The sequence below is a fragment of the Caldithrix sp. genome (assembly GCF_056497305.1).
Map to the genome: position 1 here is coordinate 1 of NZ_JBSMDE010000018.1, position 21,692 is coordinate 21,692.

Consider the following 21,692-nt stretch of genomic DNA (forward strand, 5'->3'; position numbering starts at 1 on the left):
AGGGAAGTATTCTAAACAGGTCATTCCTGAGGGTGCCGGCGAAAGCCGGAATCCTGGTCTCGGGTTGAAGCTCGAATTACGTTTTGCTTTGTGTAAAATTGGCCAGGGCCTTAGGCCTGATTTTTCAAAACCTCATTTAATTTTCTGGACAGCTCTTCCAGAGTGTAAGGTTTCTGAATGATTCGTCGGCTGTAGTCCGATTCAATAATTTTTTCCAGATGCTCATCGGCGTATCCCGTACCGAACAGGATAGGAATGGTTATTCCCATTTCCTCGGTCTTTTTTGCTAAAGCGATACCATCCATCTGAGGCATAATCAAATCTGAAATAATGGCGGCAATCTGTTCTCTGGTGTTGGCCAGGATTTCGAGCGCTTCTTTTCCATTTTGTGCGCTAAGTACACGATAATTCAATTTTTTAAGCAAAGCTTCCAATAACTGCCGCACATCAGAGTCATCTTCCACAATCAGGATTAATTGCCGGTCTCCCTGCGAAGTGCCTGAGGTCTTTTGCTCATAGAGCGATTGTTCTTCTACCTGATAATTGGGCCAATAAATGGAAAACGTCGTTCCCACGCCCAACTTACTTTCCACACGAATCGAAGCTTCATTCTGTTTGATAATTCCGTACACCGTCGAAAGTCCCAGACCGGTTCCCTTGCCCTCCTTCTTTGTGGTAAAAAAGGGCTCAAAAATGTGTTTTTTAACCTCTTCTGCCATACCGATACCGGTATCTTTAACCTGGATTAACACATGAGGACCTGGCTTCAAATCGATGTATTGGTCGGCTTCTTTTTTAGAAACGTCCACCTGACGCGTAATAATAACGATCTTCTTTTCATCGGCCTTTTCCTTCTCCAGGATGGCATCACGGGCGTTAACCACTAAATTCATCAAAATCTGATCAATTTGCGTAACATCGGCCTTAATGGGTTGAATGTGTTCATCCAATTGAAAGATCAGTTCAATATCCTCACTAATTAGTCGCCGAAGCAATTTCTGTGTGTCTTTCAAAATATCATTGATATTAACCTTTTGAGGAGAGATGACCTGTTTACGACTAAAGGTCAGCAATTGCGAGGTCAGATGCGAAGCTCTTTCGCCCGCTTTGTAGATTTGTTCCAAATAATTGTGGAGCGGATGATCTTTATTGATTAATTCCAGGCCTAATTTTGAAAAGCCATTAATGACGGTCAAAAGATTATTGAAGTCATGAGCTACGCCCCCGGTTAATTTACCCAAACTCTCCAGTTTTTGGGCCTGGTACATCTGTTCTCTTAATTGCTCTTCTGCCGAAATATCCCGTTGCACAGCTGCGTAATGAATAATTTCCCCCGCATCGTTTTTGATGGGGAAAAATACGCTTAAACACTTAAATAATTCACCGTTTTTTCGTTTGCAAATAACCGTACCCTGCCAGTTCTTACCCGTTTTAAGAATTTCCAGAAGATCCTGACAAAAAGAGTGATCATGTTCTTCGCTAAGCAGTATTTTAGGCGTTATATCTCTTAATTCATCCAGCGTATAACCGGTATTTTTTTCAAAAGCGGGATTGACATAAACAATCCGGCCATCGATATCGGTCACCAGAATCAAATCCAGAGATTGTTCCAGGACCTTGGCCATTTGTTTCAATTTATTTTCCAGTGCGCGTTGTTGGGAAAAATCCCAGAACGAAATCACAGCGCCGCGCACTTTATGATCAGAACGCAGTGGGTGAATGAGATAGCCAACAGGAAAGTACTGCCCGTCCTTTCTACGGAAAAACACATCGGTTGATCCTTCAAAGGTACCATTTTTGATAGCTTTTAAAATTTTATTAACTCTTTGCGATTTGGGTCTGTTGGGCTCATAACGTGGAGCGAGAATATACTGAACCTTTTTGCCAATGATTTCATCGCGGGAGTCATATCCCAGCAGCGTTAAACAACTATTGTTAACAAAAATACAATATCCCTCTTTGTCAATGCCCAGGATGCCCTCAGCTACCGAATTGATAATCTCGTCCATTTCCTGTTCTTTTTGGCTTAACTCATGTTCCGTTTTTTTATGTTCTTCAATCTCCCTGGCCAGGTGTTCATTGATCAGTTTTAATTCTTCATGCGCTTCCTGAAGGCGGCGTGTTCGATCAACGACCATTTCTTCAAGCTTCACCTGCAACTTTTGCAATTTTTCCTTCTCTTCCACCTCGCTTAAATCGGTAACAATTAAGCCGATATCAGCCCCGCTTTCACTGGGCATGGGATTGGCCGAAAACAACAGCGATTTCAATTTCCCATCATGAGGACGGACGTAATAGATTTTCTGACTTACAGCTTGTTGTTGCCCTTTATCTAAAATTGTGTTTAATTTTTCCAGTTCAGATGTCAGCAGAAAATCACTCAAAAAATGGCCGACAAGCTCTGTTTTATCAGAACCCAAAATATCTGCCAGTTTATTGTTGGAATACAGCACAATGCCTTCTTTGGAGAGAATGGCTGCGCCTTCGTTCATGCGTTCGATTAAAACACGGTAGGTAAAATCGGCCGTCCTTAGAGTGTAAATTTCCGGTTGTTCTTTTCCCTGAACCACAATGGCATCGATTTCTCCTTTACGGATGGCATCTATCGTATCTTCCGCTTCCCTTAATCTTTCTTCGAGTATTTTTAGTTTAAGTTGCAGATCTTGAGTCATTTTGATTTCCTCCCCATTCATCGACCTGAATGAATTGGGCTCTTATGACAGGCAGGAAAAAGTTTAGCGCTTTTGCCTGCTGTTTGATTTTTGCGATTACTTGGTCTGGCACATTGCCGATTAGCAGAGGAGCAACAGGCAGGATATTTTGAGTATCAGGAGAAGAATCCCGGTACACATCAAGCACCGTCAGATTATAATGAGATAAATTTTGATCGCAAATCTCACGTATTAAACGGATGGCCCATAACGATCGTTCAGTCATCCCACTTACTAATAAAACCATGGAAACATCTGTCCCTTTTTGGTTACCTGCCATTGGTTAATTCCAGAATTGCTTCCGCTTTGCCTAATTCGGATAAATCGCCCACAACCTTACGTTCTGGCGCCGGACTTAAACGGATTAAGGTGGGCAGGGCGATGATTTGTTTAACCCTGGCCAGAGACGGATTTTCAGTAACATCAATAATAGTTAATTCATAATTTTCTTTTAAATGCTTTTCACAGATTAATTTTAAATTAGTGATAGCCTGTAAAGAACGAGGTGATTGACCAGCAATGTACAATTCAAAAATCCATTTTTGAACCTTTGCCGAAGCCTTTTTGGGATTACTTTCAGACATGTTGTTCCTTTCTATGTTTCTCAGGAACGCATTTTTTGAATTATTTGTCTCTGTGCTTCCAGCTTTTGTTTCTGTTGTAATACTTGTTTGTGTTTTAACTCAAGCGTCTCTATTTCACTCTCAAAATTTGCTTTTAACAATTCGAGTTGATTATCAAATAATCTTCTACGATTGTCTATTAATTTTTGCAGCCTTTTCAGTTCCTGGTCCAGATTTTCCAGTTCCAAGTCTTCTTTGGTTTTCTGGGCCACACGCGCTGATCCGGTTAGCAATCCTTCGGTCCCTTCATAAATTTCAACTAATTGTATGCCCTGTGAAGTAATTAAAAATTCCCGTACTTGATTGGAATGTTTATGACCGCGCGATTTTAAGATGAACAGGGCTCTGTTTCGCTCGCCGGCTTGTTCAACATCACGTAAGATAATCCAGGTATCTACTATGGAAGAGATGGCCACATTCGTACGTTCGGTATGCTCGCCTCCTCCGGTCAAGCTTAACATAAAAGCTGTAATATTCTTTTCCTTCAGTAAATCCGTAAAACGCATCAGCATCAATTTGACATCGCGTTCTTCAGAATCGGTTAAAAAGCTATTAATTGGATCAATAACAATTACTGAAGGAGAAACTTTTTTGATTAAATCGATCAACTTGGCCAGGTGCATCTCCAGGCCAAACATGGTCGGACGTTGGGAATGAATTTCCAGCAAGCCAGCATCGATATGTTTTTGCAGATTGAATCCCACCGAAGACATATTGCGCACAATCTGCGCCGGAGATTCTTCAAAAGAAACATAAAGCGCTTTCTCTTTACGCTCACAAGCCGCATTGATAAAGGAAACCCCAATAGTACTTTTTCCAGTTCCGGCAGTTCCAGAGATTAGAACGGTACTGCCACGAAAAATACCTCCGTCGAGCATCTGATCCAGATCAGGTATTCCGGTACTGATGCGTTCTGAGGAAACCTGGTATTCCAGCCGCACAGAAGTAATCGGAAAAACAATGAGACCATCATCATGAATCAAAAAAGGATATTCGTTGGTTCCATGGCTCGAACCGCGATATTTTACAATGCGCAAACGTCGAGTAGCCACCTGTCTCTTTACGCGATTATCAAGGAAAATCACACAATCACTAACATACTCTTCTAAACCATAGCGTGTTACCGGAATCTCACTGGAAAGGGAAATTTCTGCCGTCACAACCGTAGTTAATTGGCGTTCCTTTAACCAGTGGAATAAACGACTAAACTCTTTACGGATTATTTCTTCTTTTTCAAAAAAAGTAAACAAGGCTTCCAGAGTATCTAAATGCACTCGTTTTGCACCAATTTCATTGACCGCAGCCTGGAGTCTTAAAAACAACCCTTCAAGGTCGTAGAGCCCAGCTTCATGCACTTTATTTCTTGATAGATCGATATAGTCAATGATGACCTTTTTTTCATTTACCAATTCTTCCAGATTAATCCCTATAGATCTGGCATAAAAAATTAAATCTTCTTCGGTTTCTTCAAAGGTTAAAATAACTCCATTTTCGTTCTGCTTAACACCCTGAGCAATAAATTGTAATCCAAAAAGCGTTTTACCTGTACCAGGCCCACCATATACCAGCGTCGGACGACCTGCAGGAATGCCCCCATGGGTTATTTCGTCTAATCCTGTGATACCTGTTAAAGTTTTGCGAAGTGTAGCGTTATTCATTCTCATGCCTCCATATTTGAGGTTTTTTGAATGTTAACCAAACACAGAGTACTAATTATCGAAATAAAAAATAACATCTTTAATTCAGGGACAGAAATCCAAAAACAGAGTTTGAGCCAATCCCTGAGTAACTATTTATTGTAACATAACCATTCTTTACATTTATTACAAATCTTATTTTATTTTTTAACATATTTAACAAAATGCCACTATTACCGGAATTCGATGCTCCATTTTCTTTTTCATTGCAATACTTTCTTTAAAAGATCTTTGCCACCATGGCGGGATGCCAAAATTTTTGTGCTGTGTGAGGAAGTAAAACAGTTGAATTGTTGAATGGCCTGTCCGGCTGGATAGCCGTCCAGACGGGCCTGTCCGATGGCCAGACGGGCCTGTCCGGCTGGCCAGACCTGTCAGGCTGCGCCTTGCCAGACTGGCGGGCATGTCCCCGAGGATCGGGATTTGGAATGACGCTCGGCACGAAGCCTCACTGATTGCCATTTCGACCGATGCGCAACGCGAAAGCTACGTGCGAAGTGGAGAAATCATATGGTGAAATATCTTCCCCTAACGTGTCATTCCGGCCGAGCATATAGCGAGAGCCGAAATCTCTTTAATCATGTAAGGGATTCCTCTCACAACCCCTCTCCCGAAAATCGAGAGAAGAGGAAACAACGCTCGTGTAAGTTATTCTTCTCCAGCTAACGCGGGAATCAGAATGGCACTCAGCACCATTTAGCTATTCAACCATTCAACTAATTAACCAAGGCAGCGGAGCCGCAACCAAAACTAACCGCAAAGAGCACAATGATTTAGAAAAAAATAAAATTTATTGACATGTAAGGCTAGGACTCAGCAAAGCGGCACAATTTGCTCCCCCTTCCCTTCTTTTAATAAAGGGAAGGGGGCCGGGGGGTTAGGATCATTAACACAAAAATTTTTGCATCCCGCTGTGGCGGGAATAGATCCTTTAATGGAAGTATTCTAAAACTTCTTCTTAATTTGCTTGACATTTGAAAAAACTTTAAAATAACACAGGAGTTTAATGTACACGGAGAGGAAGATGAAAACGTATTGGATTGTCGTTTCCATTTTTGTGGTTGCACTGCAGGTAATGGCAGGCTCTTCTCTGCCCATCCCTTTGAATCTGAAAAAGGCCTATCAAAAAGAGACCCGCTCGTTTGATGGCCAGCCCGGCCCGGCTTACTGGCAAAACCATTCGCAGTATTTCATTGAAGCCACCTTTGAACCTGAGACAAGGACGATTACCGGGCAGGAAAAGATAATTTACCACAACGAGAGCCCTGATTCGTTACGGCGGCTGGTCATTCGTTTGTACCAGGACCTGTTTAAAAAAGGAAATCCACGGGATTGGGCAATCAGTCCGGAGGATTTACACGATGGCGTTCAAATTACCATGTTAAAGATTAATGATCAGGAATTGGATCTGAAGAAAAAAACAGATGTTAGCCGTTATGGCACCAATCTGAGCATTCGTTTGCAGAATGTCATTGCACCTAAGAGTAAAGCAGAATTGGAACTGAGCTGGCGATTGACCATTCCACGAAAATCGAATATCCGAATGGGCACCTATGATTCCAGCTCCTTTCACATTGCTTACTGGTATCCGCAAATGGCTGTGTATGATGATCTTGAAGGCTGGGACACTTACACCTACACCGGTAGCCAGGAATTTTACAATGATTTTAGCCACTACGATGTTAAAATCACAGTGCCCAAAAATTTTATTGTTTGGGCCACGGGACGCCTGCAAAATATTGAGGAAGTACTGCAGGAGAAATACGTCCGGCGCTACGAAAAGGCACTGCAATCGGATACGGTCGTTCATGTGATTACCGAAAAAGATTTGAATGAGGGGCACATTACGGCTGACAATGCCAGCAACACCTTCCATTACGTGGCCAACCATGTGCCCGATTTTGCCTTTTCTACCAGCGACCACTATTTGTGGGATTTGACCAGCGCAAAAGTAACGGAAAACCGGGAACGGGTTTTAATCGGCGCAGTTTTTAAGAAAGAATCCGAAGATTTTTACGAAGTGGCGGAAGTGGCCAGAAAGGCCATTCTTTTTTATTCCACTGAGATGCCGGCCTATCCTTTTCCTTACCCGTCATTAACCGTTTTTAATGGGCAGGGGGGCATGGAATTCCCCATGATGGTCAATGACGGCTCTGCCAGGGAACGCTCTGGTATGGTTCATGTGACCAGCCATGAAATCGCACACACCTATTTTCCGTTTTTTATGGGTATCAATGAACGGAAGTATGCCTGGATGGATGAAGGTTGGGCTACTATGTTGCCATTTGATTTCCAGGCCCGTGAGGCGCCAGGTTATGATCCAATAAAACGAACCATCGGGCGTTATTTGAAAATTGCCGGAACGGAGTTCGATGTTCCTATGATTGTGCCAACGATTGTCTACGGAGGGCAGGCACGCGGTTCTTATCGAAATGCTTCTTACAACAGAGTGGGAATTGCCTACTATTTGCTGGAACAGTATCTGGGCAGAGAACGCTTTTTAAAAGCGCTGCATACCTATATGGAGCGCTGGCACGGTAAACATCCCATGCCCTTCGACTTCTTTTTCACCTTTAATGAAGCGTCGAAGGAAGACCTGAGCTGGTTCTTTAAACCCTGGTTCTTTGATTTTGGCTATCCGGATCTGGCCCTAAAAAAAATAGAAAACCAGAAAGATTACCTGACTGTAAAAGTGACTAAAAAAGGCCATTTACCTGTGCCGGTAAAGTTGACCATCCTTTACCAGGACAGCAGTCAAGCCTTGATTGAAAAAGCGCTGGACGTCTGGAAAGGAGGCAATCAGGAAATCCTCGTTAAAGTAAAAAAGGAAAAACCCATTCTCGAACTTCACTTGGGCGGGCCGCATATTCCCGATGTATTTGAGCAGGACAATGTGCTTCGCTTGAAAGAGTAAGTTTTTGAGCTGGTAGGCTTAGTTCCTGGAAATTCATGTAATGGGGCAAGCGTTTTCTTTAAAAAAAGTGGTCGGATTTTGGTGAGAGGAAAAAGTTAGACTGAAATAACTAATATTGAGAAATAAATGTTAAAAAATTAGAGGAGGTAGAAATGTTAAGTAAAACCTTAGAAGAAGCATTGAATGATCAGATAACCAGAGAGTTCTTTTCAGAATATCTGTATCTGGCCATGGCTTCCTATTGCGACTCCATCGATTTAGGCGGTTTTGCCAACTGGTTCATCAGTCAGGCAGAAGAAGAGCATCAACACGCCATGAAACTGTTTAAATATGTCCAGGATCGCGAGGGACATGTGGTGTTGGGAACCATCGAAAAACCGCAACATGATTACAAAGATGTCATGGACCTTTTCGAAAAGGTGCTGGAACATGAACAGATGATTACAAAAAGTATCAATCAAATTTATGAACTGGCCAGCAAAGAAAAGGATTATCCAACTCAGGTAGAATTAGAATGGTTTATTAAGGAACAGGTGGAAGAAGAGAAACAGGTTTCGGATATTCTCAAACAGTTAAAATGGATTAAAGATAATCCGACCATGCTTTTCATGCTGGATCAAAAATTAGGCGAGCGCGCTCCAACCAGTTTACCAGCAAAGGAATAGTCAAAAAAAAGGCTATCGGTTTACTTTTACCGATAGCCTTTTGGTTTTTACCTGCTTTTTTGTAATAGTTTGTAAAAATCGCTGTCCGTTGTCAGAATTAGCCAGTCTTTTTCACCAAAGGTGTTTTTGTAAGTTTCCAGAGTTTTAATAAAACGATAAAAGTCGCGAGTTTCAGAATTGCGGTCGTAGGCGCTGGCGTAAATAGCTGTAGCTTCGGCATCTGCCTTACCGCGAATTTCCTGAGCTGTCTTGTAGGCTTCGGACTGGATCTTTTTCAACTCCCGTTCTTTTTGTCCCAGAATTTTAGAGGCTTCACCCTGTCCTTCGGAGCGGTATTTTTCAGCAATTCGTTTCCGTTCGGTAATCATCCGCTCGTAAATTTTCCGTTGCACTTCTTCCACGTAATTAATGCGTTTAAAGCGGATGTCCAATAGTTCCACACCCAATTCTTTGGTGCGTTCCTGGGCGGCCTTTAAAATTTCGCGCGTGATCCGCTCGCGGCCATATTTAATGGTGGGGAAGACGTCTTCCAGATTTTCATCAGCCAGGGCCGTATCTGCCAGAACCAACGGTTTCCGGTTGGTGCTTCGTACCAGTTCTACCAGATTGTGTTTAGCAACTGCGTTACGTGTTTCACCATCCAGAATATCATCCAATCGGGCCTGGGCGCCCCGCTCATCCCTAACCCGCTGGAAGAATAACAGCGGATCGGAAATTCGCCAGCGGGCGTAGGTATCGACCCAGATGAAGCGTTTGTCTTTTGTGGGCACCTGATTGGCGTCGCCATCCCATTCTAAAAAGCGTTTTTCGAAAAAGGTAGCGTCTTCGATCAGTGGCAACTTAAAATGAATGCCCGGAGTGGTAATCGGCTCTCCGACCGGCTTACCAAAACGTGTAATGATCACCTGTTCGGTTTCATTCACCACAAAAGCGGCAGAAAAAAACACAATCAGGGCCAGAAAAACAATAATGCCTAAAATCCAGTTGCGTTTATTCATTTTTCAGCCCTCCTTTGTCATCTAATTGAAACAGCGGTAAAATCCCGGTGGCCGCCTTATCGGTAATCAATTTCCGCCCTACCTTGGAAAGGATGTCATTCATGGTTTCCAGGTACATGCGTTGTTTGGTCACCTCTTTGGCTTTGCGATATTCGGCAAACAGCTGGTTAAAGCGAGCCACATCGCCTTTGGCCTCATTGACGCGTTCCAGGGCATAACCGTGGGCCTCTTCAATAATTTTTTGCGCTTCGCCACGGGCTTTGGGGATCACTTTGTTGTATTCCGAACGCGCCTGATTGATCAGCTTTTCCTTCTCTTGCTGCGCTTCATTGACTTCGTTGAAAGAAGGCTTTACCTCATCCGGAGGGTTGACATCTTGCAGAACGATTTGATCGACTTTGATGCCCGTTTCATACTGGCTGGCCAGTTCCTGAACCATGGCTTCCGCGGCGCTGGCTATTTCCTGACGTCCTACGGTTAAAACTTCGTTTACGGTACGGTCGCCAACGATTTCGCGCATGACGGCTTCGTTAATGTCCCTGAAAGTGGTTTCTGCATTGCGCACTTTGAACAGATAGTGATAGGGATCTGCAATGCGGTACTGCACAATCCATTCGACTTCGGCGGCATTCAGATCGCCGGTAAGCATGAGCGATTCTTCCTGATAACGCCGGCTTGAGTATTCGGTTCTTACGCCGGCTCGTAAGGTTCTGAAACCAAATTCTTGTTTTAACTGGCGTTGTACCGGCACTTTGTAAACGGTTTCGATCCCGAAGGGCAATTTAAAGTTTAGTCCGGGATTAACCGTGCGCACGTACTTACCAAAGCGCAAAACCACGCCTACCTCTTCCGCACCGATGGTAAACCAGCTGGAGAAGAAAAAGACGAGTACGAGGATGCCAGCCACCAGCCATTTGACAAAATTGCCCGAAATATGCGGGGGCTTGAAATCCTCGAGGTTTAAGTTTCCTGTATTGGTACTCATAAAATGTACCTCCTTTTAAAGTTGACTTTGTTAATACCAGATGGCTAATACAAACTAACCATTTTTTTATTCAATTCCTATTTTAATCGTGGCATAATGAAAGCGTTTGAGGTGACAGGGTAGGTTATGGATCGTGAACTCTTGCCCTTGTTTTACAACCATGCTTTCCATCTTCGCCGGGGTTCAAATAATTTGACCAGAGTAAAGCCAGCGGCAAACCCTCCTACGTGGGCAAACCAGGCCACACCACCCTGTAAGCCAGGAATAAGCGAAAGCCAGCCATTAAATAGTTGAAAAATGAACCACAATGTAAGCACAATAACTGCAGGAACATGAATAATATCAATGAAAAAGAAAAAGAAGATCAATATTGAAATGCGATTGCGGGGAAATTTGAACAGATAGGCGCCCAGGACTCCGGAAATGGCTCCGCTGGCTCCAACCATGGGAATGGTTGAATGCGGTGCCAGAAAGGTTTGCAGCAGCGCGGCCGCCACGCCTGCCGTTAAATAAAAGAAAAGGTAGCGTACATGGCCCAGAGTGTACTCAACATTGTCGCCAAAAATGTACAGGTAAAGCATATTGCCAAACAGGTGTCCCAACCCGCCATGCATGAACATGGATGTAAATATGGTCAGCGTGGCAAAAGGCTGGTATTCAGGGGAAAAGAATTTAGCCGGAACCAGACCATAGGTGTAAATAAAGCCCTCTGTGTGCTGTTGCCAGAAAAAATAGGATAAAATATTAAGAACAATTAACCCGTAATTTACGTAAGGGGTGTAACCGCGTGGGCTTTCATCAGCAATTGGTATCATCGGGTTTCCCTTTTAATAAAAAACTTTATGGATTTTTTTGTAACATTGCCGGCCCGATCTGTGACTTCAATCTTTAACGTATGTGAACCTTTTTTAAGCTGCCAGTATGGAGAAACTAAAACCTGCTTTCGTTCCGGATCCCATTCAGGAATGAGCCATTTCTCATCCATAAAAATACGAAAGTTACGATCAGAATCAAGCCCCGATAGTGCGTCATCAACCGCAATTTTTACGTTTTGTAAACTGGAAAGCGTTTGTTGATCAGAGAGGTTAACAACCTTCACTAATGGCGGACTCGTGTCGCTGGCTACCACGAATCGCGGAAAACCCCTGACATGGGCAGTCACCTTGTGATTTATCGAATCCACATGGTTCCCTAAGAAAGCGAGTTGCTGCTTTTTGTTCGTCCGGTAGCAACCAATGCTTCCGGCAGGAAGATTAGACAAATCGTATTGAACGGACAGGGCAATGGATTTTTTTAATGGTTGAGGATACCAGTCAAAGATGAATTCCGGACTTAAAACCGGCAGAGAATCTCTGACATTCAAAATTGTTTCATTCTTTTTCAAACGAACGATAGTGGTATCGTACAGGGCGCCTTTGGGCGAACGGATTTGCAGGGAATCATGAAAAAAATTCAGTTCTTGTTGCCTGACCGGAAATAAAACAGCAAAATGCAGTGTGCTGTCAAAGAGCGTCTTTTCAAACTTTTTGACCACTACTCTTAAGGTTTGCAGGGACTGTGGGCCCGGGCCGATCACCTGTTCTAGGGTTTGCTGATGAAAATGGGTAACAGGCTGAACAGGGCGATTATTTAAAATGGTTTGGATGCTAAATTTTTGCAGATTTTGCAGCGGAGCATAACGCACCACCCAGTATCGGCCCAGATTGATGAATTTAACAGACAGGCTATCCTGGGGCACAGAAAAATTGTGAGTTAGACGGAATTGTCGTTTATCATTAGTGAGGCCGACGATCTTCAGGTTTTTAATCGCTGACGGATTTAAGGTGGCCCTGAGCAGAAGATGCTGACTGTGCGGTTTAAATTGTTGCTGAACAATTTCATAGGATTTTAGCAGTTGCCAATCAGAGGTCCGATGGCTGGAATAAAGAGATAGACTCTGCAGGTGAGCTGGGGTCTGCAATTGGACAAATAACTGATTTTGCAGTTGACGGGCCAGCAATATTCTGGGAGAAGTTTCAAATTCCGGAAGAATCAGGCCTTCAACCACACTGGCATTTCCCGCATAATCGCTAATAACAATGCGGAAAAACTGCTTATCCCGCCTGAGGGTCAGCACGCCACTGGTCTGGTCGGTGTGCAGGAAGTCTAAATCATTAAAGGGTTCTTTATACAATTTATGAAATTTTTTGTTTTGCAGGGCTTTGAGGGGATAATAGATCTCCAGATCAATTTGAGCGGTTTTGCCAAAATCGAGCGTGTCATAGCTGGCTTTAAAAGTGAGATGGTCATTGATGTACAATGCTTCTTGATAAAATCCATATTTATTGTAAACATCATTGGCCCGATCGAACCCTCTGACGGCGATGCCAATTTTACCCCTGGCATAAACGGGTTTTGTAAGCCGATAAATCCCGTTCTGCTTTTTTAGGGGGATGATGGCAGGTAGTACTGAGCCATTTACCGTGCTGAATCTATTTAGAGGGATGAACAGCAGTTCCTGCAATTTGGGTGCGATGGTGTCCTTGATCTGATTCTTAAAAAATTGCAGGGGATTCAGCGGATGATTCTGAGGATCGCGAATTTCAAAATGTAGGTGAGGAACGCCAATACCGGTCTGCCCGGTAAAGGCAATGATTTCACCCTTTTTCACCGGCCATTTTTGGGGGCGCCAATCAATACTGTATCGTTTTTTCTGCAACTGTACCAGACGCACGGCCTTCTCTATTTTTTTGTTAAAGCGTTGTAGGTGAGCGTAAACCGCAAAGCGCCCATCGTTGAGCTTTAGATAGATAACTTTCCCATAGCCGTATGGAGAAACACGTACGCGAAACAAAAAACCGTCTTCAACGGCAAATACGGGAAAACCTTCGCGATTCCAGGTCTTGATGTCAATAGCTGAATGGTAATGGCCGGGCCGGTATTCGCAAAAACTGGCTGATAGGTATTTGCTGGCTGATGTGGGCCAGAGATAGTGTTGAGCAAAAGACAAATGAACCAGCAATGCCATGAACAGAAAAAATAATCCGTGTCTCATCCAATTCCTTTTAATTTTTAAATGCTATTATTACGAGTTCTCGTTGTAAAATTCAAATATTTTTTGCCGGATTAGAATACTGCCTTCAAAAGATGTAAGGCATTAGCGTGCGAAAATTTTTTGATGAATATCCTAACACCCACCGCCCCCCTTCCCTTCTTTTAATACAAGGGAAGTGGGAGCAAATTGTGCAGCTTGGCTGAGTTTTACTCTGATATGTTAAGATATTTTGCCACTTTGTGAATGCTTCGCCATTACCAAAGTCTCGAGCTGAAGCTCGCGTTACGTTGCGTTTGCGTGTGTTCCAGTGGAGGGGATTCTTCCTCCCCCGATAAATCGGGGGATTCAGATTGACATTTCGGCACGGGCCTTCAAAGCCCGGGCACCACTTGCCCCTTCGCAAAATTATTCGTAATTCATAATTTTTAATTTAAATTAATTCTTTTCGATCTTTGTGACTTCTCTGGGCTCTTTGTGGTTGATTAAATGCCTGTTAAAATGTTTTTGGTTGCGGCTGGGCTGCCTTGGATTTCTCTATTGCTACTCATCAAAACTGGGATGAAACAACTGAACTGGCGTCTTGTGGTACCCGGAGGAGTTTTCTTTAATGCGGTTTTGTTTTGATGATGTGCAAATTTTACTGTATATAAATATAATATGCAAATCTTATTAAGCCGATTATAAAATTTTTCTGTTTTCGGAGCTATCCGGGTTGGCCGCAGAATACCACCACGGAAACATTCTTTTCATTAGCATGCCGTTTTAACTGTGCAATCTTTCAGGCAGGAACCTGCCCGAAATTCTCTAATTTATTGCGACACAAATTCCCGGATTTTGGCTGCATGTTCTCCCGGCTGATCCAGCCAGGGTAAATGCCCGCTCTTTTGAAAGGCGAAAAATTGCGAATTCTCCATTTTGGAGTGGATGCGGTTGCCAATATCCACTCCGCCGAAGGGGTCATCTTCCCCCCACAACCATAGTGTGGGCGAATGGATGGTTTGAATTTCATCATCCGGTAGAATGTATTCCGGATTTAATCGCCCACCGGCAAGGATATGCTTGATGATGAACAGGTCGTTTTTCAGCGTATCGGTATGGTTCGACAGGGAAACGTACCATTGCACGAACGGTTCGGACAACACCTGATTTTCCACCGAATACGTGTGTCCAATCTCTTCCATGATTTTTCTGGCATACGATGGGGTTGTTGGAAGTTTCGGAATCAGCCATCGCAGCAGGGGTTTGGTCATGGATTTCATGAACCCTGGAATGGCCATTTCTTCCACCATTGCCGGACAGCCTTCCAGAATCAGCCGCGCCACACGCATCGGCTTGAACAGGGCATATTGCAGCACCCAGTATCCACCGAATGAACTCCCCACCAGGGTAATGTCTTCATACTGGAAATAATTCAACACGCCGTCTATTGTGGAGATGATCCAGTGCATCAACGCTTCGCGGGAAAGCCGGGTACTGTTGGGGGCTTCGCTCAGCCCACAACCGGGACGATCCAGAAGAATACACTGGTAATTGGGCAACAGGGAGGCAAGCCCTGCCCAGGTGCTCCCCGCATTCGGTCCTCCATGAACAAATAAGAGTGGTTTACCGGATCCAGTTACCTGCACACGAATCTGAATCCCAAGGGCAGGGATTGGGATAAAATGCTCCTGGCGTTCCAATCCACAGGAATGGAACAGGTGGTCTTCGGCGTGTTTATACCGTTTTTTATTGTTGGCTTTCATGGGATTTCCTCCAGATCAAGGGTTGGATTTTTGCTCTGCGGATAATTCTTTATCCCCAAAAGTCGATTTAGGGGATAGGGACTGCAAAAATAGCCATACCGCTTTCAATTCATCGTCCGTCATGGCATTCAGGATCTGATACGGCATTTGTGGCAGAAAGGCCTGACCATTGGGTTTGATGCCAGTGCGCATCGCCCGAATGAAGTCCCTTTCGTTCCAATTTTTCAGATTGCCAGAAGGTGTTAAGTCGGCGGCAGGGGGCCAATTGGGGGGAGCACCGGGAATCTTTCCTCCGTTGAGTTTTGGCCCGTGGCACCCCATACAGCCCAATGCCAGATATCGGCCATATTCCACTGTAATGGCGGGTGTGGGAGTGTCCGGATGTGCGGCCGCATGATCGATCAGTTCTGCGTGAACTAATTTTATTTTGCCGGCCAGATAAAAAATCCTGCCTAACGGTCCAACCGTGCTGGCGGGCAACACGTGATCTACCGGGGGAAGCGTTTTCAAGTAAGCGATCAGTGCTGCCACATCCCGGTCACTTAAATGAAAGAACTCCAGAGTCGGCATGAACAGCAGCGGCTTACCATCCCGTCCGATGCCGTGCCGGATGGCGCGCTCCCAATCGGCATCACTGTAAGATGCGCCCACGCCGCCTTCTCCTGGAGTCAGATTGCTGGTGTACAGTTTCATCACCAGCGGCGCGTCAATCATTAAACGCCCCGCCAGATTCTCTCCGTGGCAGTCGGTACAGCCCCGAATCTGGCTGAGGCGTTTACCGTAAGCAATCGTACCGGAATCGGATAATACCGATAGCGGATGAGAAGGAATTTGAAAGGATCGATTCATCCGATGGCTGCTGATTATGTAAACAACGGTTACGGCAATCAGAATAAGAACAGCGAGACTCCCCAGGCTGATCGCCGCCCGTTTGTATATTTTAGAGCGCGTTGTTTTCATGGCGGTCTCCCATTAATTTTTGTGTATTTAAGAATCCTGATCTTCCTCAAAGAAAATTTCCGCGTCTCCCCTTTAAAAACACCGGTTAAAAATAAACATCCGAGGCCCTCCGGGGCATTGTACTTTGGTACAATTTTGGGGCGGTTATTGCTGGAATGATGGTATTACTGAGGATGGTTCGTCGGTATTGACGGGCTGTAAAGAAAGAGGTGTAACATTTACAGAATGCCCAGTTCCCGGGCCCTGGAGACCGCCTGGGTACGGGTTTGCACGCCCATTTTAGCCAGAATATGGGAAACGTGGGCTTTGACCGTGCGCACGGTGATGAAGAGGGAGGAGGCGATGTCCTGATTTCGGGCACCCTGGGCCAGCAGGCGCAGAACCTCCATTTCCCGGGGGGTGAGCACCTCCTGCGATTGGGGAATGGGAACCGGCCGACAGGAATGAAGGCGCTGCCACATCCTGCGGATGCGCCGGGCTTCCGGCAAATGGTCGATCAGGTCCAGCAGGGGGCCCGATATCGCCCCTTCGCGCAGCAGGATACCGCCGATGTCTTTCATCCGGTAATCAGAAAACAGCGCTTCCATTACTGCGCGCGCTTCCTTGACTCGCTCTCTTTTTTGATATAAATGGGCTAACCAGCTGTACGGATTGGCAAACATCAGACTGTGCGGTGCGGATTCCATTCGATCCATGGCCTGCTGTAAAATATTTTCGGCTTCCCTCCATTGTTTCCGGTGCATCAATAGCATGCCGTTCAGGGTTTCTGCCGCCACGATATTTTCTGGCAGGTCGTCGGGCAAAAGTTCCTGATGGATTTGCTCCAGGATCTGCTGCACTTCATCAATTCGATCGTTCAGATAAAGTTGCAAGCCCCGCAAAAACAGCATACAGACCAACCATTGTCGCGGTCCCTCGGTTTGCTCGTAGAAGGAAAGTCTCTCCTGCCAGTAGTCTTCAAATGACTGAAAATTTCCCTGAAACAAATGGGTCAGGAGTTCGCTGATGTCCAGCCCAATGGTCACATATACTAATTGTCCTAACAGGCGATTTAACTTCCAGGCGCGCTGGCGCAGGTTACCAGCCTCTGCCACGTTTCCTTTTAAAAGTAAGATGACATTGAGTAAGGAAAGCGCCCCTACGGACGCCGGAGTGGGCGTGTCGCCAAATTTTTGAATGATCTCGCGGCAATAGCGCTCAAAGGTTGCCACTCCCAGTTGACTGAACAACAGCGGAGCGCGCAATTGATGTCCCAATATGGTGTATGCCCGCGGATCGGCGCTCATTTGGGTAATGCGTACCGCCTGGATTAAATCGTTCTTCGCCTTGCGATTCAGATTGCCGGCATACACATGCATCCAGGCAGAAGTGATATGGGCCTGCACCTGTTGGTGGGGCCGGAGCGGTTTGGCAAGTGCCTGCTGCAAGTAAAAAAGGGTCTTTTGATCGTCGTGTTGGGCGGAAGCGAGATTGGCCAGCATGAGCAGAATCTGTCCCTCTGCCTCTTCATTGCGGTGGTGAATCACACCGTTCAATGCCTGTTGCAAATCCTGCTCTGCGCGGGTGAAATCTCCCAATTGCAGCGCGCAGGTTCCCTGTAAATACATTAAAAAGGGACTTTTTTGCACGATTGACGCTGGAAAAGCGTTAAGCCAGCGTTGCAGACCTTGAATATGACCATGCGCCAGCAATGTTTGTCCCTCTTTTTCCAGCACCGCAGCCGCCTCTTCCCAGCGCTGAGCCGCCAGGTAGTGGCGAATTTTTTCCACGGGATCGTGATGGGCTTGTGCAGCGCGAATGTGTAATTCCGGCAATCGCCGGGGATATTTTTCTGCCAGTTGATGGCGCAAAAATTCCGTAAATAAGTCGTGGTATCGATAGGCAGCGCTCTCCCCTGCTTCTGTCAGGAAGAGATTCCGGCGGTAGGCTTCTTTCAAAAGTTCCGGCGCGTTGGCTTGCTGTGTTACCGCAGTGCAAAGTTGCGGGGTCAGTTCGGAAAGAATACTGGTTTCCAGCAGAAATCGGCGTATGTCTTCCGATTGCTGGCTCAATACTTCTTCAGCCAGCAATTGATAAATCAGACGCTGGGAACCGGTAAAGCGGGTAAAGAAATCTTGCGATTCAGAACGCTGGGTGGACGGCTGTAGCATCAGTGCAAATAGATTCAGCGAAGCCACCCAGCCATCGGTATGCTCATAAATAAACTGGTTTTCTGCGGCGGTCAGATGCACCTGCCAGAGTTCACGGAAATAGGCTTGAATTTCCCGGGTATCAAATTTCATGTCCTCCAGGCGGAATTCGGATAGCTGTCCCCGGGACCGAAGGCGTGCCAGGGGCAAGGGGGGATCCACTCGCGTGGTCATCAACAGGTGCAGCCCTGGCGGTGCATGCTCCAGAAGATAGGCCAACGCCCGATGAACCGCAGCATTGTGGATCACGTGATAATCATCCAGCACCAGAATAAATGTCGATTGTTCCGTGGCAAGCAATTCATTGATGAGCGTGGCCAAAAGCGCTCTGGATACGTCTGTTTTTCCGGCAATGCTATTGAGAAGCTCATGGCTGTGGGGGAAGGCTTGCGGCAGGATTTGTTGCCAGGCGGCAATCAGCGCGCTGAAAAAGGCGGGCACATCGTTATCGTCTTCACTGAGTCTCAGCCAGGCCACCCGAACCGTATTCAGTTCCTGAATGGCCTGTACCGCCAGGGTGGTTTTCCCGGAGCCGGCTGCCGCCGAAAGTAAGGTCAGCCGGCGAGTAAGTAGCGCTGTTTTTACGCGGGAAACCAGATGTGGCCGTGGCAGCACCTTTTCTACCGTCTGTGGCGGCATTAATCTGGTTTTCGGGATCCAGTTGGTATCATTCATGTGATAAAAGCTACCTCTAAATCAACTTTAACCAATGGTCATTGTCGGAATTTATTACTGCAATGTTTAACAGAACTTCTTTTGCAGGAAAACGACAGGCCAACCTCGAACGTCCCTTACAGGAGGAAATCTGGGAATACTCAGGTGAATCCGATAGTTCATTATCCGCCATGAGCTGATTGCTTCTTACACCAAAGAGGGGTGTTGTCAACCCCCAATCTTTAGGCGCAAAAAAACCATCAGCCGGTTATATTCGGACAGAACAAAGCAAGCTGCATGTTGGTTTCAATAAAAAGCTCGTATTGATATTAAATCTCCCTCTAAGTTAAAAAAAATTCGCTTTATTCCGGTATTTTGGATATTATCTTATTCTTTGTTGAAATTCTCCTTGCAAAAAGGAGGAGGTTCCTCCAGATTGTAGATGATTAGAAGAAATAAACTGAACAAAAGGGAGGAACCTCGCATGAAGATACGACAGGTGGATACAAAAAGCAAGGGATTGCGTGATCTTTTGGCGGGAAGAACGGATACCAGATTGGAGATGTTGCGTCTCTTTTTGGAGATCGTTTCGGCTATTCAGGAACGATTTACTGTAAGAGGATTAGCAGTTACTACTGCGGGGGACGCTATTGCAGCAAACGGCCTTCGGGGGCGATCTATTCGCCGGGGGCGAATCCCGGATGTGTTTTTATCGGGCATCAGCGGATCCGGATCGAGGTTCTATATTGGATCCATGAAATACGAGAATGGAAATAACCCCCCCGCATGCATGGATAGAGTAAGCCGTTTCGAAGATCCAAAAATTCATAATTCACCATATCTCCAACTGCTCCAATAGATATACATAACCCATCGTTTACACTCTGCTGTGTTATATGCCGTATCTTTTTTGGTTCATGCCATAATGACCTTGAGCTCAGCCGCCCGCTCGATGCCTGGAGTGCGTTTCATGCTTCTCCAGCCATGCCCATCGCCTGCAAATCGCCATGCCCGCGGGATCGGCTGCAGCGAATTGTTGGGTGGTTCGCGTATCAGATGCCCACCCAATCCTGACAAAGCACTTCGGTTTGCTCCAGTACCAGATCCGTTGCCTGTTCCTGTTTGTCTGGCGGATAGCCGTATTTCCGCAGGATGCGTTTCACGAGAACGCGCAACTGTGCACGGGCGCTTTCCCGCTTGCTCCAATCCACGGTCACACTCTTCCGCACCCTTTCCACCAGCTCTTCGGCGATCTTTTTCAATGTCTCATCACCCAATACTTCTACCGCACTTTGGTTAGCCGCAAGGGCATCGTAAAAGGCGGCTTCGTCCTCAGAGAGCCCCAGTTTTTCGCCCCGGCGCTGCGCCTCGCGCATTTCTTTAGCAATGGCAATCAACTCCTAGATAACCTCAGCCGCAGCAATGGCACGGTTGTGATACTTGTTCAGTGCTTCTTCCAGCATTTCGGAGAATGCCCGCGATTGCACCACGTTTTTGCGTAGTCGTACTTTGATTTCGTCCTGCAGAAGTTTCCTGAGCGCCTCCACCGCCAGATTCTTTTGCGGCAGCGCCCGCACCTCGGCCAGGAACTCATCGGACAAAATGGAAATATCCGGCTTGTCAATTCCTGCAGCCGCAAAAATATCCACCACTTCCGTGCCCGAAACCGCTCTTGAAACCAGTTGTCGTACAGCGGCTTCCATGTCTCCGGGCGTTTTTTCTGCCTGGCTAACGGTGGCTTTGATCAATGCAGCCCTGATTTCCTGGAATAAACCGACTTCATCGCGGATGGCCAGGGCTTCCTCATGGGGCACCGCCAGAGCAAAAGCTTTAGACAGAGCTGCCACTGCCTGCAAATAACGCTTTTTACCGTCCTCTTGCTGGAGAATGTACTCCATGGCATCCGCGATGCCCTGCATGTGGGCGGATGTATCTGCACTAAGCAACTCCCTGTAGTTAAAGCCGTGCAGAATGCCCTGCACCACCTCGTATTTCTCCTTCATCACCGCCACGGTTTCGGCCTGGTCGATGGCCGCGCTGCCCTGGCCGCCGCTTTCGGCATAGACGGCCAGCGCGTGTTTAAGCGAATCGGCAATGCCCAGATAATCCACCACCAACCCGCCAGGTTTGTCGCGGAAGACGCGGTTCACGCGGGCAATGGCCTGCATCAGGTTATGGCCGCTCATGGGTTTGTCGATGTACATCGTGTGCAGACAGGGGACGTCGAAGCCGGTAAGCCACATGTCACGCACGATCACCAGATGCAACGCGTCGTCAGGATCCTTGAAGCGCCGGGCCAACAGATCGCGCGCGGCCTTATTCCGAACGTGTGGCTGCCATTCGGGCGAGTCGGATGCGGAACCGGTCATCACCACCTTGATCTTGCCTTTTGTATCGTCTTCGCTGTGCCAACCGGGACGCAGGTTCGTGATGGCTTTATACATTTCAACACAAATGCGCCGGCTCATGCAGACAATCATGCCCTTACCAAAAAGCGTTTCCTGGCGTCGCTCGAAATGT

At 46.1% G+C, this 21,692-nt stretch carries 15 protein-coding genes and 1 pseudogene; 3 read left to right on the forward strand and 13 right to left on the reverse strand.

Annotated features, from left to right (window positions below):
• Positions 1 to 110: 110 nt before the first annotated feature.
• The 5 genes from ACWB0I_RS01695 to ACWB0I_RS01715 form a co-directional block, all read right to left on the reverse strand.
• On the reverse strand, positions 111 to 2,672 hold the full coding sequence (locus ACWB0I_RS01695) for a PAS domain-containing hybrid sensor histidine kinase/response regulator (protein WP_479386300.1): 2,562 nt from the start codon (positions 2,670 to 2,672) through the stop codon (positions 111 to 113).
• Positions 2,650 to 2,991, reverse strand: coding sequence for a thioredoxin domain-containing protein (locus ACWB0I_RS01700; protein ID WP_479386301.1), 342 nt, complete (start codon positions 2,989 to 2,991; stop codon positions 2,650 to 2,652). The genes ACWB0I_RS01695 and ACWB0I_RS01700 overlap by 23 nt, the downstream gene beginning before the upstream one ends.
• On the reverse strand, positions 2,981 to 3,295 hold the full coding sequence (locus ACWB0I_RS01705) for a circadian clock KaiB family protein (protein WP_479386302.1): 315 nt from the start codon (positions 3,293 to 3,295) through the stop codon (positions 2,981 to 2,983). The genes ACWB0I_RS01700 and ACWB0I_RS01705 overlap by 11 nt, the downstream gene beginning before the upstream one ends.
• A 20-nt stretch (positions 3,296 to 3,315) precedes the next feature.
• Complete coding sequence (kaiC, locus tag ACWB0I_RS01710) at positions 3,316 to 4,992, reverse strand: circadian clock protein KaiC (RefSeq protein WP_479386303.1); 1,677 nt, start codon at positions 4,990 to 4,992, stop codon at positions 3,316 to 3,318.
• 259 nt (positions 4,993 to 5,251) lie between these two features.
• Positions 5,252 to 5,473 (reverse strand): hypothetical protein, encoded by a 222-nt coding sequence (locus ACWB0I_RS01715; protein ID WP_479386304.1) that lies wholly within the window; start codon positions 5,471 to 5,473, stop codon positions 5,252 to 5,254.
• Positions 5,474 to 6,055: 582 nt separating this feature from the next.
• Here ACWB0I_RS01715 and ACWB0I_RS01720 point away from each other — a divergent pair.
• A complete protein-coding gene (locus tag ACWB0I_RS01720; RefSeq protein WP_479386305.1) occupies positions 6,056 to 7,945 on the forward strand; it encodes a M1 family metallopeptidase in 1,890 nt (629 codons plus the stop codon).
• A gap of 152 nt (positions 7,946 to 8,097) precedes the next feature.
• Positions 8,098 to 8,610: a ferritin gene (locus tag ACWB0I_RS01725; protein ID WP_479386306.1), complete on the forward strand. Its 513-nt coding sequence runs from the start codon at positions 8,098 to 8,100 to the stop codon at positions 8,608 to 8,610.
• A 47-nt stretch (positions 8,611 to 8,657) separates the two neighbouring features.
• Here the strand turns inward: ACWB0I_RS01725 and hflC are convergent, their stop codons facing one another.
• From hflC to ACWB0I_RS01760, 7 genes are all read right to left on the reverse strand, one after another.
• Entirely contained in the window at positions 8,658 to 9,608 is a 951-nt protein-coding gene (gene hflC, locus ACWB0I_RS01730; protein WP_479386307.1) for a protease modulator HflC, read from the reverse strand.
• The gene (gene hflK, locus ACWB0I_RS01735; RefSeq protein ID WP_479386308.1) at positions 9,601 to 10,593 is read right to left on the reverse strand and encodes an FtsH protease activity modulator HflK; all 993 of its coding nucleotides are present in this window, start codon (positions 10,591 to 10,593) and stop codon (positions 9,601 to 9,603) included. The genes hflC and hflK overlap by 8 nt, the downstream gene beginning before the upstream one ends.
• 152 nt (positions 10,594 to 10,745) lie before the next feature.
• Positions 10,746 to 11,408: a rhomboid family intramembrane serine protease gene (locus ACWB0I_RS01740; RefSeq protein ID WP_479386309.1), complete on the reverse strand. Its 663-nt coding sequence runs from the start codon at positions 11,406 to 11,408 to the stop codon at positions 10,746 to 10,748.
• The gene (locus ACWB0I_RS01745; RefSeq protein WP_479386310.1) at positions 11,405 to 13,627 is read right to left on the reverse strand and encodes a M23 family metallopeptidase; all 2,223 of its coding nucleotides are present in this window, start codon (positions 13,625 to 13,627) and stop codon (positions 11,405 to 11,407) included. Before ACWB0I_RS01745 ends, ACWB0I_RS01740 begins: the two co-directional genes overlap by 4 nt.
• A gap of 809 nt (positions 13,628 to 14,436) precedes the next feature.
• Positions 14,437 to 15,369 carry an alpha/beta fold hydrolase gene (locus ACWB0I_RS01750; protein ID WP_479386311.1) on the reverse strand — a complete coding sequence of 311 codons (933 nt, stop codon included), beginning with the start codon at positions 15,367 to 15,369 and terminating at the stop codon, positions 14,437 to 14,439.
• A gap of 15 nt (positions 15,370 to 15,384) precedes the next feature.
• A complete protein-coding gene (locus tag ACWB0I_RS01755; RefSeq protein ID WP_479386312.1) occupies positions 15,385 to 16,329 on the reverse strand; it encodes a c-type cytochrome in 945 nt (314 codons plus the stop codon).
• A 218-nt stretch (positions 16,330 to 16,547) separates the two neighbouring features.
• Positions 16,548 to 19,193, reverse strand: a complete 2,646-nt coding sequence (locus tag ACWB0I_RS01760; RefSeq protein WP_479386313.1) for a winged helix-turn-helix domain-containing protein — start codon at positions 19,191 to 19,193, stop codon at positions 16,548 to 16,550.
• 463 nt (positions 19,194 to 19,656) lie between these two features.
• On the opposite strand from ACWB0I_RS01760, the gene ACWB0I_RS01765 reads away from it, so the two are divergent.
• Complete coding sequence (locus tag ACWB0I_RS01765; RefSeq protein ID WP_479386314.1) at positions 19,657 to 20,031, forward strand: hypothetical protein; 375 nt, start codon at positions 19,657 to 19,659, stop codon at positions 20,029 to 20,031.
• A gap of 193 nt (positions 20,032 to 20,224) precedes the next feature.
• Here ACWB0I_RS01765 and ACWB0I_RS01770 read toward each other — a convergent pair.
• Positions 20,225 to 21,692: pseudogene (locus ACWB0I_RS01770) on the reverse strand (DUF3387 domain-containing protein); the annotation flags it as partial.

Coding starts and splice junctions, on each gene's coding strand:
- ACWB0I_RS01695 (WP_479386300.1), bottom strand. CDS start 2,672: ATGACTCAAGATCTGCAACTTAAACTAAAAATACTCGAAGAAAGATTA.
- ACWB0I_RS01700 (WP_479386301.1), bottom strand. CDS start 2,991: ATGGCAGGTAACCAAAAAGGGACAGATGTTTCCATGGTTTTATTAGTA.
- ACWB0I_RS01705 (WP_479386302.1), bottom strand. CDS start 3,295: ATGTCTGAAAGTAATCCCAAAAAGGCTTCGGCAAAGGTTCAAAAATGG.
- kaiC (WP_479386303.1), bottom strand. CDS start 4,992: ATGAATAACGCTACACTTCGCAAAACTTTAACAGGTATCACAGGATTA.
- ACWB0I_RS01720 (WP_479386305.1), top strand. CDS start 6,056: ATGAAAACGTATTGGATTGTCGTTTCCATTTTTGTGGTTGCACTGCAG.
- ACWB0I_RS01725 (WP_479386306.1), top strand. CDS start 8,098: ATGTTAAGTAAAACCTTAGAAGAAGCATTGAATGATCAGATAACCAGA.
- hflC (WP_479386307.1), bottom strand. CDS start 9,608: ATGAATAAACGCAACTGGATTTTAGGCATTATTGTTTTTCTGGCCCTG.
- hflK (WP_479386308.1), bottom strand. CDS start 10,593: ATGAGTACCAATACAGGAAACTTAAACCTCGAGGATTTCAAGCCCCCG.
- ACWB0I_RS01740 (WP_479386309.1), bottom strand. CDS start 11,408: ATGATACCAATTGCTGATGAAAGCCCACGCGGTTACACCCCTTACGTA.
- ACWB0I_RS01745 (WP_479386310.1), bottom strand. CDS start 13,627: ATGAGACACGGATTATTTTTTCTGTTCATGGCATTGCTGGTTCATTTG.
- ACWB0I_RS01750 (WP_479386311.1), bottom strand. CDS start 15,369: ATGAAAGCCAACAATAAAAAACGGTATAAACACGCCGAAGACCACCTG.
- ACWB0I_RS01755 (WP_479386312.1), bottom strand. CDS start 16,329: ATGAAAACAACGCGCTCTAAAATATACAAACGGGCGGCGATCAGCCTG.
- ACWB0I_RS01760 (WP_479386313.1), bottom strand. CDS start 19,193: ATGAATGATACCAACTGGATCCCGAAAACCAGATTAATGCCGCCACAG.
- ACWB0I_RS01765 (WP_479386314.1), top strand. CDS start 19,657: ATGAAGATACGACAGGTGGATACAAAAAGCAAGGGATTGCGTGATCTT.